Here is a 12,708-nt window from a genome sequence, read left to right on the forward strand (position 1 = left end):
TTTAAATAAAAATGAAACAAGTCTTCTCATTTTTTATCATGTTTATATCCCTACTGAATTATTCACAGAATATAACAGTAGATAGCCAAACCTATACTCCACAACAACTTATTGAAGATATACTCATCGATAGTGATTGTATTACTAATGTTGTTGTCACAAATGTTGTAGGTGGTAATTTTGGAGGCGCAGACCAAAGCTATGGCTACTTTGATGCCACAGGAACCTCATTTCCCTTTCAAAATGGTATAGTAATGAGTACTGGTCGATTAGCAAATGTACCTGGACCAAACAACAACTTAAGTGATGATGATGCCACAAACTGGGAAGGAGATGCCGACCTAGAATTTGCCCTAAATGAGTCCAATACCTTTAATGCAACCATTTTAGAATTTGATTTTACATCTGTAGCATCGCAAGTGAGTTTTAGATATTTATTTGCTTCTGAAGAATATCAGGAAAACAATCCTAATAGTTGTCAGTTTTCAGATTTATTTGGGTTTTTGATTAGACCCACTGATGGTCAAAATCAGTACGAAAATATTGCTTTGGTACCAGACACTAATATTCCTGTAAAAGCAACAACGGTTACACCGGGAGTTCCTGGATCGTGTCCTCCACAAAATGAAACCTATTTCGGAACTTTCAATGGTGTAAATGCTCCGATCAATTTTAACGGACAGACAGCTGTATTAACTGCAACGGCCAATGTTGTACCCAATCAATCCTACCACGTAAAGCTTGTTATTGCCGACGAACAAAACTATAGGTTTGATTCTGCCGTTTTTTTAGAAGCAGGTAGTTTTCAGCTCTCATCAGATTTAGGTCCTAACAGACTTATTGCAACTGGTAATTCGCTGTGTGATGGTGAAGACTTAGAACTAATCGCTTATCAAGATGGACAAAACACCTATGAGTGGTTTAGAGATGGTGTTTTAGTTCAAGGAGCGGCATTAGGTTGTGGCACTTGCGGAAGTTATACAGTCACCGAGCCAGGTACATATACCGTTGAAGTTGGTTTAGCCAATAACTGCACATCTTATGGTGAAGTGGTTATTGAATACGCTCCTTTGCCTGTTGGACAAAATGCGGTTTTAACGGAATGTGATATCAATCAAGATGGGTTAACCACCTATAACCTATTTGATGCTTCATCAGATTTAACCAACAATGATGATACGCTAGTCATTTCTGATTTTTTTATTTTAGAAAGTGATGCCAGAGACAATACTAATCCGATAACCAATCCAACAAGTTTTCAGAATGCCACTCCTTTTCAAACTGTTTTTGCGAGAATTATAAATCCTGCCAACTGTTATGACATTGTAGAACTCGAACTGCAAACTTCAAATAATATAATTGCAATTCCAGATTTAGAGGTTTGCGATGGTGAAGTCATTGATGGTTTTGCAAATTTCACTTTAGGCGATATAGAAGCTTCAATCGTTAATCAGATTCCGACTGGTGCAGATGTGACATTCTATGAAAACGAAGCTGATGCATTCAGCGAAACCAATGCCCTACCCAACACTTATCAAAATGAAGTGGCAAATTCGCAAATAATTTATGTAAAAATTAAGAGTAACAATCAATGTTTTAGCACATCCCAAGCTAGGCTGAACGTACTTTACACGCCAGTTTTAGAACCAGACGAATCATTGTTTTATTGTATAGATACTTTTCCTGAAACCATTACACTGTATGGTGGAGTACTTAATGATTCTCCTAATAATTATTACTACGAGTGGTACTTTAATGGAGCATTAACTGATGTTGATACGTCTTTTTATGACATTAATGAAACAGGTACGTATACCGTCATAGTAACAGACCCAAATGGCTGTTCGTCTAGCAGAACGAAAACAGTAAATCCATCTGAAACAGCAACGATTGAGAGTATTATTGTTGATGGTATTGCACCAAACAACTCAGTGGCCATTAACCTTTCAGGACAAGGGTTTTATGACTATGCTATAGATGACATCGATGGGTTTTACCAAGAAAGCAATGTTTTTAACAATGTTACTTACGGTATGCATACAGTTTATATAAGAGACAGAAATGGTTGCGGTATTATCGAAGAAATTATTACAGTGCTTGGGTTTCCTAAATTTTTCACACCAAATGGCGATACCACTAATGACGTTTGGCAAGTTTTAGGTTTTGATACGCTCACAAATCCCATAGAATATATCCGAATTTTTAACCGTTACGGCAAATTTATTTCTGAAATAAACACCCAAAATCGAGCGTGGGATGGAAATCTCAATGGACAAGAACTACCAAGTGATGATTATTGGTTTGTCGCCAAATTTTCTGATGGTAAAATCTATAATGGTCATTTTGCGTTGCGACGTTAATCAAACATTTTATTCCCGATAATCTTTATCGTAAATTTGCGCTATGCGATTTAAGATTGAGTCAGACTTTAAGCCTACTGGTGATCAGCCAGAAGCCATTAAACAGCTAGCAGATGGTATCAACCAAAATGAGCGATATCAAACCTTACTAGGTGTTACCGGCTCTGGAAAAACTTTTACAGTTGCCAATGTCATACAAGAAGTGCAACGTCCAACATTAGTTTTGGCGCATAACAAAACCTTGGCAGCCCAGCTATACTCTGAGTTTAAACAGTTTTTTCCTGATAATGCTGTTGAGTATTTTGTATCCTATTACGATTACTATCAGCCTGAGGCTTATATTCCTGTTTCTGGAGTTTACATAGAAAAAGATCTTTCTATCAACGAAGAGATTGAAAAAATGCGATTGAGCACCACTTCCTCTCTACTCTCAGGTCGTCGTGATGTTTTGGTAGTGGCTTCTGTATCTTGTTTATATGGTATTGGTAATCCTGTGGAATTTCAAAAGAATGTGATTACCATTGAACGCGACCAAGTCATTTCGCGTACCAAATTATTGCATCAATTAGTTCAAGGATTGTATTCACGTACTGAAGCCGATTTTAAAAATGGAAATTTCAGAATTAAAGGAGATACGGTTGATGTTTTCCCTGGTTACTCTGATAATGCCTTTAGAATTCACTTTTTTGGTGATGAAATTGAAGAAATCGAAGCCTTTGACGCGCATACCAATGAAGTTTTAGAACGTTATGACCGCTTGAATATCTACCCTGCAAATATGTTTGTAACCTCACCAGATGTATTGAATGGAGCTATTAAAGAGATTCAAGATGATTTAGTAAAACAGCATGATTATTTTAAAGATATTGGCAAACACCTTGAGGCCAAACGCCTAAAAGAGCGCACAGAATTCGATTTGGAAATGATACGAGAATTGGGCTACTGTTCTGGTATTGAGAACTATTCGAGATATCTGGATGGCAGAGCACCAGGCACAAGACCTTTCTGTTTATTGGATTATTTCCCAGATGATTTTTTAATGGTTGTAGATGAGAGTCATGTTACCATTTCGCAAGTTCATGCTATGTATGGTGGTGACAGAAGCCGAAAGGAAAATTTGGTAGAATATGGCTTTAGATTGCCTGCAGCCATGGATAACCGACCGTTAAAGTTCGAAGAATTTGAAGCGCTTCAGAATCAAGTGATATATGTATCTGCTACTCCAGCAGATTATGAGATGCAAAAATCTGGTGGTGTGTATGTTGAGCAGGTTATTCGTCCGACCGGACTTTTAGACCCAATAATCGAGGTACGACCAAGCCTCAATCAGATTGATGATTTAATTGAAGAAATCCAAGATCGTGTTGAAAAAGATGAACGCACTCTGGTCACGACCTTGACCAAACGTATGGCTGAGGAGTTGGTAAAATATTTAACTCGAATTTCCATCCGGTGTCGTTATATCCACAGTGATGTTGATACCTTAGAACGTGTTGAAATTATGCAAGATTTGCGAAAAGGTATATTTGATGTTTTGGTTGGTGTTAACTTACTTCGTGAAGGTTTGGACTTACCAGAAGTCTCTTTAGTAGCAATACTTGATGCTGACAAAGAAGGTTTTCTTCGTTCTAATCGATCTTTAACTCAAACGGTTGGAAGAGCCGCAAGAAACCTAAACGGTAAAGCCATTATGTATGCAGATAAAATTACCAACAGCATGCAAAAAACGATAGACGAAACCAATTACCGTCGCGAAAAACAAATTGCCTATAATACCGAACATAATATTACACCAACAGCTCTAAATAAAAGTTTGGATAGTGCTTTGGCAAAGAATTCGGTGAGCACATACCGTACAGAATTGGAAGCAAAATTAGCTGCTGAACCTGAAAGCGAATACCTAACAAAGTCGCAACTCGAAAAGAAAATACGCGAAAAACGTAAACAAATGGAACAAGCTGCAAAAGCACTTGACTTTATGGAAGCAGCGCGTTTTAGGGATGAGATTACGGCTTATCAGAGTAAGTTAGAGAAGTTGAAAGTGAAATGATTTAAATCTCGCAAAGGCACTAAGACTTAGAGTTACAAAATACAATCATAATTATTGTCCCCTTGAGGGGACTTTAGGGGTGTTTTCAGTAATAGATGAGATACCGCTTTGCAGCGGCATAAGTTCAACTTACAAAATTGAATGCGCCTCAAAAGGCATTTCAATTTTGAGTTTCACCTAATTATACTGCACCTTAAAAATATCAATCAGAAAATCAGGTGGCACAATTTTATTCGGAAAACTATCCATTAAATCCAATACGCGGTTTATAGACTCATGGCTTAACCCCATTCGTAATCCGAAGTTATGGATTTTAACCAATTGCTTTGGTGCAACCTTGTGGTCTAGATTCATAAGTAGTACTAATCTATGGAATTGCACAATACGCTCGCTATGCGATTTTAAATGTACATAGGTTACAGGATGCTCAAAAAGATACTCAAAATCTTCCTTAGATATATCTAATTGTTTGGCAATACTAAACAAGAAGTTATACTCAATGGACTTTATGTTTTCATCTGTCTGTGCAAAGGCTATCATCTCAGATAGCAAGCTCAATTTTTCAGCGCGGTTAATCATCATAGAGGGAATTATTTAACAATGTAAAGTTAACGAGGTACATTATTTTATTGTCGTTGATATAATGTATCTTGTCGAAAAATTGAACGTACTTGGTCGGTTTTTTTAAACGTTTATCAATCCGAAACACCAATTATAGCATGAGATTGAAGCCTATTTGCATATTGTTTTTTGTTTTTTTTATTAGTCAAATTACTGCGCAAAGTACTGCGTCTAAACAGGTTACAAAATTTGTGATTGCAGCTCCACAACTCGATACGTTAAAAACTATTTGGGTGTATTTACCTACAAATTATCAAAATTCTGAAAAAACGCTATCCTGTGGTATATATGCATGATGCACAGAATTTATTTGATGCTGAAACCTCTTATGTCGGCGAATGGGAGGTTGATGAATATTTGGATGGCTTAACAAATAATGAAAGTATTGTTATAGGTATAGAACACGGCAATGAAAAACGTATAGAGGAATTAACACCTTATAAGCACGAAAAATACGGAGGTGGAAACGGAGAGGCTTACCTCTCGTTTATAAAAAACACCTTAAAACCTCATATAGATGTTATGTACAGAACCAAGTCTGATGCAAAACATACAACTCTATTTGGGTCGTCATTGGGCGGATTGATCTCTTTTTACGGAGCGATAACATATCCTGAAACCTTTGGAAAAGCTGGTGTGTTTTCTCCTTCATTTTGGTTTAGTGAAAAAATCTATGATTTAGTGACCTCAACTGAAATTCCTGAAAGCTCTAAATTTTATTTTTTGGTTGGTGATGAAGAAGGTGAAAATATGGTACCTGACCAAGAGCGAATGGTAAAGTTATTAAAATCTAAGGGTATAAAAGAAGAACAAATAGAAAATCATATTATTAAAGGAGGCAAACACAATGAAGCCTTTTGGAAAGCGCATTTTGGTAATGCGTATCAATGGTTATCGACCAACAACTAATCACTAACAACGAACAACTAACCCATGACAAACAACGACATATTCAAAAAACTAAGAGTAGCACACAAACTAAGAGATGATGATATTGTAAAAATACTGGCTCTTGTAGATTTCAGAATTTCTAAAAGTGAGCTCAATGCATTCTTCAGAAAAGAGGACCATCCAAAATATATGGAATGTGGTGACCAAATTCTTAGAAATTTCCTTAATGGATTGATTATTCACCTAAGAGGTCCAATGCCCAAAAAACAGGATTCTAATAAACCCAAACAAAAAAAGAGCAACGATTAACACGTTGCTTTTTTAATATGTTAAAATTTTGTAATTACGTAAGCTAACGTTTAAAATCATGCTACAGAATAACTAACTTTAAACAAGTGAATGACCAAATCTTATAGCTATGAAAAAAAGAAATAACTATTTTTCATTCCGTACTCCTGTGCTGAGCATAGTCGAAGTATGTTTCGGAATCTCATTTTTAGTGTTCGCAACACTCTTTAGCTCTTGCAATAATGACGACGATAACGGCTCAACCGACCCAATAAGCCAACTACCTCCTGCTACGCAGACTGGTGAGGGTACTTTTGGCTGCCTCGTTAATGGTGAGCCCTTTGTAGATAACTCTAGTTTTTTTAACTGCTTTTACCAATTGGTGGATGGTGAATACTATTTTGGGCTTACTGCTCAGATAAATGGAGACAATTACGTTCAAATAGATATTGGTTCGTTAAAATCAGAAATCCAAATAAATACTAGTCTCGAACTCAAAGAACGTGAAGATGGTAATTTTTATGCTTGGTTAAGTTTCGATTGTATTTGTCCTCAAGGAAAGACAAATTCTAATTTACCAGGCAACCTTACCATAACCAAACTTGATGAATCAAATAATATAATTTCTGGTGCATTTGAGTTCACAGTCATTAACCCAAACACGGGTGATATTTACGAAATAACCGAGGGTCGCTTTGATACACAATTTACGCAATAAAAAAGCTCTCGAATTCGAGAGCTTTTTATCTGTTTATAAATAATTTGTTAGATGCTGAAATAAATTCAGCATGACAAGTCAAGATTTTTATCCTAATACCTTCTGCACCTTATCCGCAGCTTCTTGGAATTCAGTTGCACTCAGTACATCTAAACCAGAGTTGTCAATTAGGTCTTTAGCGATATCTGCATTGGTCCCTTGTAAACGTACAATAATCGGTACGTTAATGTTACCCATATTCTTATACGCATCAATAACACCTTGCGCTACTCTGTCGCAACGTACAATACCACCAAAAATATTGATTAAGATAGCTTTTACGTTAGGGTCTTTTAAAATGATTTTAAAAGCTGCCTCTACTCTAGCCGCATCAGCCGTACCACCAACATCTAAAAAGTTAGCTGGCTCACCACCTGCTTGCTTAATTAAATCCATAGTTGCCATTGCCAAACCAGCTCCGTTTACCATACAACCTACATTTCCGTCAAGGTCAACATAGTTAAGACCTAAAGCACCTGCTTCTACTTCAATAGGATTTTCTTCACGTAAATCGCGCATTTCTGCTAAATCTCTATGTCTGTATAAAGCATTATCATCTAAAGTTACTTTAGAGTCAACGGCCATGATTTTATTATCGCTGGTTTTTAAAACCGGATTGATTTCAAATAAAGACGCATCAGACTTTACATAAGCCGTGTATAATGCCGAAACGAATTTTGTCATTTCCTTAAACGCAGTGCCTGATAATCCTAAATTAAATGCTACACGTCGCGCTTGAAAAGGTAACAGTCCCAATGCTGGATCTACCTCTTCAGTAAAGATTAAATGTGGTGTTTCTTCTGCAACGGTTTCAATATCCATTCCACCTTCAGTAGAATACATAATCATGTTTCTACCCGTACCACGATTCAATAATACAGACATGTAGTACTCATCTGGTTCATTTTCACCAGGATAATACACATCTTCAGCAATTAATACTTGGTGTACTTTTTTACCTTCAGCAGATGTTTGAGGTGTCACTAAGTTCATCCCAATGATTTCACCTGCAATGGTTTCAACCTCTTGTAGATTCTTAGCTAATTTTACGCCTCCGCCTTTTCCACGTCCACCTGCATGAACCTGAGCTTTAATAACGTGCCAACCTGTACCGGTTTCTGCCGTTAATTGCTTTGCTGCATCAACAGCTTCTTTAGCGTTTTTTGCTACAATACCGCGTTGGATACGTACTCCAAAACTGCTTAATAATTCTTTCCCTTGATATTCGTGTAAATTCATTTGTTATCAGAAATTTATTGCTGCACAAAAATACACATACTATACTTTATACCAATATTTTTTTTGGCTGATTTTAGTTGTGTCCTTAAACTTTATTCAGATTTTTTATAATTGAAAACGCACTATCAACCACAGTGTCTTCTACGACAATGGTGAACTCGTTAGTTGTGGATATGACTTCGTAAAGTGGTACGTTTTGCCATGCCAGACGTTTGAGGATGAGATAGTATAAACCTGACACCTTTGAGTTATTCTTTGGCAATATTAAACTTATGGCTGATAAATTTTCTTTTAACTCTAAACAAACCTCATCCTTAAAGCTTTCCAGAACATCCTGTTTTTCTGAGCTTGAAATAATAATATTACTCTCTAAAATACCTCTTGTAAACGTATAAAAGATATGGCTTTTGTCTTTAATCTTATTCAAGATATCAGCCTGACTATTTATTAATGTATTTGAATTTTTGAATGTAAAATCACTCAAATTAGAACGTAAAGTGATATCACCGAGTTGCTCGAGTAAGGTTTTTAAACCATGATAGGGTTTGCTAACGGTTAATTTATCCTTGTAGCGTCTTAGCGCCATCATTATCGCACCTGTTTTTACCGGACGACCTAATTGTTTTGATACGTCCTCTTGCAATACGTTTGCCAAAGCGGAGTAATTGATAATTTCTTTAGATATACCTTCTTCTAAAAAGGGCTGCTCTAGTACAATAGCTTCAACACAAGATGATACGGTTTTCATGTTTGTTAATTATTTAACAATTTGTGTAAAATTAGTAAATTAATTACAAATAATTCGATATTATATATTGATAGACTATGTTTGCTGTCTAAATTTTAGAAGTACTATCCACTTATGAATAATAAAACCCTTTTACAAATTGCCGAGGATTTTGGAAGTCCAGTGTATGTGTATGATGCAGACACCATTACATCGCAATATAACCGCTTAACCAAAGCATTTAGCACCGTTAAAAATTTAAAATTGAACTATGCGGTTAAGGCGCTTTCTAACATTTCAGTTTTAAAATTATTTGATTCATTGGGCTCTGGATTGGATACTGTTTCTATACAGGAAGTGCAACTGGGTTTAAAAGCTGGGTTTAAGCCAGAGGATATTATATTTACTCCAAACGGTGTTTCCCTTGAAGAAATTGAAAACGTCGCTAAGTTAGGTGTACAGATTAATATAGACAACCTATCTATTTTAGAACAATTTGGCACTAAACATCCTAAAGTTCCTGTTTGTATAAGAATTAATCCGCATGTGATGGCTGGTGGCAACACTAATATCTCCGTGGGACATATTGATAGTAAATTCGGAATTTCAATTCATCAGATTCCTTTGCTGTTGCGTATTGTTGAAAATACCAAAATGAAGATCAACGGTATCCACATGCATACCGGAAGTGATATTTTAGATATTGATGTCTTTTTATATGCGAGTGAAGTTTTATTTGAAACGGCCAAAAACTTCAAAGATCTTGAATTTATCGACTTTGGTTCTGGTTTTAAAGTGCCTTATAAAGCTGGTGATATTGAAACCAATATTGAGGAACTCGGAAAAAAACTATCCAAACGTTTTAATACATTCTGTAAAAACTACGGTAAAGAGTTAACCTTGGCTTTTGAGCCTGGTAAATTCTTGGTGAGTGAAGCAGGTGTGTTTTTAGCCAAAGTCAATGTGGTAAAACAAACCACTTCTACTGTTTTCGCCCAAGTAGATTCTGGATTCAATCATTTAATACGTCCTATGCTTTACGGTTCTCAACACGAGATTATTAATATTTCGAATCCTAAGGGACGAGAACGTTTTTATTCTGTTGTAGGTTATATCTGTGAAACGGATACGTTTGCAAATAACAGGCGCATTAATCAAATCAATGAGGGTGACATTCTTTGTTTTAAAAATGCAGGAGCCTATTGTTTTACAATGGCGAGTAATTATAATTCGCGTTACAGACCAGCAGAAGTACTGATTTACCAAGGGAAACCTCAACTTATCAGAAAACGGGAAACTTTTGATGATATTCTGAATAATCAAGTGGAGATTAATTTTTAGGTTAGGTGCAAAATTCAAATGCGTTAATATTTTAGGGGTTAAGATAATTTTTGGAATACGATAAGATTTATCTTTGTGAGAAGCCTTTGCTTATACCATTATGAATCAGATCGCACCAAAAATAATACGCCAAATTTTCGTTTTACTTTTAATCATTCTTACAGGTAGTCTGATTTTTAGAGAAATGCTCCCTTATTTAAGCGGAGTTCTAGGTGCCATCACTTTTTATATTCTTCTAAGAAAGTTAATGAAAAAACTGGTGAGAACATATAATTGGAAACCAGCATTGGCAGCAATCACCCTTATGGTTGGTTCATTTGTTATAATTCTTATACCACTTAGTGGATTTGGCATTATGCTTGGCAATAAAATTTCTGATGCTGCACAGAACAGCGAAAAGGTGATTAAGGCTTTTAAACAACAGACAGGCTCATTAGAAAAAACAACTGGTATCAATATCAATTCGCAAATAGACACGCAGTCCATTACCACTTGGCTATCAGAAAATTTACAGAATTTGGCTGGCAATACATTTAACCTTTTTATTGCTGTAGGACTGATGTATTTTATGCTTTATTTTATGCTAACTAATCGTAAGGAATTACGGAAATCGTTGCGAGACTACATCCCAATGGGCAATGATAGTCTAAACTCCATAGGCAATGAAGTACAAGCTATGGTGAAATCTAACGCTATCGGTATTCCCCTTGTTGCATTAGCTCAAGGAATTATAGCATTGATAGGATTTGTTATTTTTGGTATTGAAGACCCATTTTTTTGGTTCGTAATTGTGACTATTGGTTCTATGATTCCGTTTATAGGCACTTTAATTGGCATAATACCCGTTTTTATCTTAACCTTATCGACCGGCAATACTTTTCAAGCTTGGGGAATTTTAATCTACGGACTTGTTGTTGTCGGATCTACCGATAACCTTATTAGGCTGTACGTGCTTAAAAAACTTGATAACGTTCATCCACTAATTACGCTTATAGGTGTTATTGTCGGTGTTCCTTTGTTTGGTTTTATTGGACTTATTTTTGGACCTCTTTTAGTTAGTATTTTTATGGCATTGGTTAAAATCTATAAAAATGAATATGGTAAGAACATCACAGGGCAAGAAGAAGATCGTCTATAAATCGGATGATTATATATCATAACCAACGTCATAGTACTATTCTTTTTCATTACCTTTAACCATGCCCGAAGTCTTTATAATCCTAACACTAAAGACTGATGAAATTAATCAAATCAACCAGAATTGAATCTATAGATATTCTGAGAGGCCTTGTAATGGTCATCATGGCTCTAGATCATGTAAGAGACTACTCCAATACGGGTTACATGTTTGCAGATCCCACAAATTTAGAAACCACCACTCCCATACTTTTTTTCACCAGATGGATTACACATTTTTGTGCTCCTGTATTTGTGTTTTTGGCTGGCACTTCTGCCTTTTTATATGGAAGTAAAAAAGCCTCTAAAAATCAGCTTGCTAAATTTTTGTTTACCAGAGGGCTTTGGTTGGTTGTTATTGAATTGACCGTCGTTAATTTCGCATGGACATTTGATATTGGTTTTGGTGTCCATATATTTCAGGTTATATGGGCAATAGGCATTTGCATGATGTTTTTAGCTGCTTTAATTTACTTGTCTAAGAAAATACTTTTGGCTCTTGGGCTTGTTATAGTATTTGGACACAATTTATTGGATGGTATTACACAAGAAGGCACAGAACCATTATCATTATTATGGTATTACGTTCATCAGTTTAACTTTCAGGTGATCAACGATGGTCAAGGTATGTTGGCGATTGCCTATCCTTTTCTACCATGGTTAGGTATTATGATATTGGGCTATTGTTTTGGTTATTTTTACACCAAAGGCTTTAATGCTAGTTTACGCAAAAAATGGTTGCTTCGTTTAGGTTTTGGCGCCATCATATTATTTGTGAGCTTACGTTTTTTAAACGTGTATGGCGATTTGGCTCCATGGAGTTATCAAGATACAACTACTAAAACTATATTGTCTTTTTTCAACACCACTAAATATCCACCATCATTGCTCTATACGCTAATGACATTGGGACCATCTCTATTGTTTTTATATGCCATTGAATCCGTTAAGAATAAGGTTACTGATTTTTTAATCGTTTTTGGACGTGTACCTTTTTTCTATTACATACTCCATCTTTATCTTATTCATATTATCGGAATGATAGGATTATCCATACAAGGATACGACTGGAGAGAACTTATTTTAACACCCGCTCGTTTTATGAGTGGCTATCTATTTGACAAAGGCTTTGATCTTTGGGTAACCTATCTAATTTGGGTTTTAGTTATTGCTCTTTTATTCCCTATCTGTAAACGATATATGCAATATAAAGCAAACAATAAAGACAAATGGTGGCTAAGCTATCTGTAACTTTTAT

At 35.8% G+C, this 12,708-nt stretch carries 11 protein-coding genes; 8 read left to right on the forward strand and 3 right to left on the reverse strand.

All coding sequences use genetic code 11. The annotated features are described in order from the left end of the window. Positions 1-11 precede the first annotated feature (11 nt). Positions 12-2,360, forward strand: coding sequence for a choice-of-anchor L domain-containing protein (locus SIB89_RS04635; RefSeq protein WP_412561353.1), 2,349 nt, complete (start codon positions 12-14; stop codon positions 2,358-2,360). A gap of 43 nt (positions 2,361-2,403) precedes the next feature. After that, positions 2,404-4,410: an excinuclease ABC subunit UvrB gene (gene uvrB / locus SIB89_RS04640; RefSeq protein ID WP_412561354.1), complete on the forward strand. Its 2,007-nt coding sequence runs from the start codon at positions 2,404-2,406 to the stop codon at positions 4,408-4,410. A 177-nt stretch (positions 4,411-4,587) separates the two neighbouring features. Here the strand turns inward: uvrB and SIB89_RS04645 are convergent, their stop codons facing one another. Continuing rightward, positions 4,588-4,989, reverse strand: a complete 402-nt coding sequence (locus SIB89_RS04645; protein ID WP_155090335.1) for a TerB family tellurite resistance protein — start codon at positions 4,987-4,989, stop codon at positions 4,588-4,590. A gap of 330 nt (positions 4,990-5,319) precedes the next feature. Here SIB89_RS04645 and SIB89_RS04650 point away from each other — a divergent pair, with 330 nt between their 5' ends. The 3 genes from SIB89_RS04650 to SIB89_RS04660 all read left to right on the forward strand — a co-directional run bounded on the left by SIB89_RS04650 (position 5,320) and on the right by SIB89_RS04660 (position 6,928). After that, entirely contained in the window at positions 5,320-5,940 is a 621-nt protein-coding gene (locus SIB89_RS04650; RefSeq protein ID WP_412561884.1) for an alpha/beta hydrolase, read from the forward strand. A 24-nt stretch (positions 5,941-5,964) separates the two neighbouring features. After that, positions 5,965-6,231 (forward strand): DUF1456 family protein, encoded by a 267-nt coding sequence (locus SIB89_RS04655; protein WP_155090327.1) that lies wholly within the window; start codon positions 5,965-5,967, stop codon positions 6,229-6,231. Between the two features lie 109 nt (positions 6,232-6,340). Continuing rightward, positions 6,341-6,928: a hypothetical protein gene (locus tag SIB89_RS04660; RefSeq protein WP_412561355.1), complete on the forward strand. Its 588-nt coding sequence runs from the start codon at positions 6,341-6,343 to the stop codon at positions 6,926-6,928. 87 nt (positions 6,929-7,015) lie between these two features. On the opposite strand, the gene sucC is transcribed toward SIB89_RS04660, so the two are convergent. Together sucC and SIB89_RS04670 are read right to left on the reverse strand one after the other, a co-directional pair. Beyond that, positions 7,016-8,206 (reverse strand): ADP-forming succinate--CoA ligase subunit beta, encoded by a 1,191-nt coding sequence (gene sucC, locus SIB89_RS04665; RefSeq protein ID WP_273291918.1) that lies wholly within the window; start codon positions 8,204-8,206, stop codon positions 7,016-7,018. 85 nt (positions 8,207-8,291) lie between these two features. After that, on the reverse strand, positions 8,292-8,954 hold the full coding sequence (locus SIB89_RS04670) for a hypothetical protein (RefSeq protein ID WP_155090325.1): 663 nt from the start codon (positions 8,952-8,954) through the stop codon (positions 8,292-8,294). 114 nt (positions 8,955-9,068) lie between these two features. On the opposite strand from SIB89_RS04670, the gene lysA reads away from it, so the two are divergent. The 3 genes from lysA (at position 9,069) to SIB89_RS04685 (ending at position 12,701) form a co-directional block, all read left to right on the forward strand. Beyond that, complete coding sequence (gene lysA, locus SIB89_RS04675) at positions 9,069-10,274, forward strand: diaminopimelate decarboxylase (RefSeq protein WP_412561356.1); 1,206 nt, start codon at positions 9,069-9,071, stop codon at positions 10,272-10,274. 100 nt (positions 10,275-10,374) lie between these two features. Then, positions 10,375-11,412, forward strand: a complete 1,038-nt coding sequence (locus tag SIB89_RS04680; RefSeq protein ID WP_155090323.1) for an AI-2E family transporter — start codon at positions 10,375-10,377, stop codon at positions 11,410-11,412. 98 nt (positions 11,413-11,510) lie between these two features. Further along, on the forward strand, positions 11,511-12,701 hold the full coding sequence (locus SIB89_RS04685; protein ID WP_412561357.1) for a DUF1624 domain-containing protein: 1,191 nt from the start codon (positions 11,511-11,513) through the stop codon (positions 12,699-12,701). Positions 12,702-12,708 lie beyond the last annotated feature (7 nt).

The organism is Winogradskyella sp. MIT101101 (assembly GCF_047126865.1).
GTDB lineage: Bacteria > Bacteroidota > Bacteroidia > Flavobacteriales > Flavobacteriaceae > Winogradskyella > Winogradskyella ouciana.

Excerpts from the sequence above, each read along its gene's own strand:
- SIB89_RS04655 (WP_155090327.1), top strand. The coding sequence starts at position 5,965 with ATGACAAACAACGACATATTCAAAAAACTAAGAGTAGCACACAAACTA.
- uvrB (WP_412561354.1), top strand. The coding sequence starts at position 2,404 with ATGCGATTTAAGATTGAGTCAGACTTTAAGCCTACTGGTGATCAGCCA.
- SIB89_RS04635 (WP_412561353.1), top strand. The coding sequence starts at position 12 with ATGAAACAAGTCTTCTCATTTTTTATCATGTTTATATCCCTACTGAAT.
- SIB89_RS04650 (WP_412561884.1), top strand. The coding sequence starts at position 5,320 with ATGCATGATGCACAGAATTTATTTGATGCTGAAACCTCTTATGTCGGC.
- sucC (WP_273291918.1), bottom strand. The coding sequence starts at position 8,206 with ATGAATTTACACGAATATCAAGGGAAAGAATTATTAAGCAGTTTTGGA.
- lysA (WP_412561356.1), top strand. The coding sequence starts at position 9,069 with ATGAATAATAAAACCCTTTTACAAATTGCCGAGGATTTTGGAAGTCCA.
- SIB89_RS04660 (WP_412561355.1), top strand. The coding sequence starts at position 6,341 with ATGAAAAAAAGAAATAACTATTTTTCATTCCGTACTCCTGTGCTGAGC.
- SIB89_RS04645 (WP_155090335.1), bottom strand. The coding sequence starts at position 4,989 with ATGATTAACCGCGCTGAAAAATTGAGCTTGCTATCTGAGATGATAGCC.
- SIB89_RS04680 (WP_155090323.1), top strand. The coding sequence starts at position 10,375 with ATGAATCAGATCGCACCAAAAATAATACGCCAAATTTTCGTTTTACTT.
- SIB89_RS04670 (WP_155090325.1), bottom strand. The coding sequence starts at position 8,954 with ATGAAAACCGTATCATCTTGTGTTGAAGCTATTGTACTAGAGCAGCCC.
- SIB89_RS04685 (WP_412561357.1), top strand. The coding sequence starts at position 11,511 with ATGAAATTAATCAAATCAACCAGAATTGAATCTATAGATATTCTGAGA.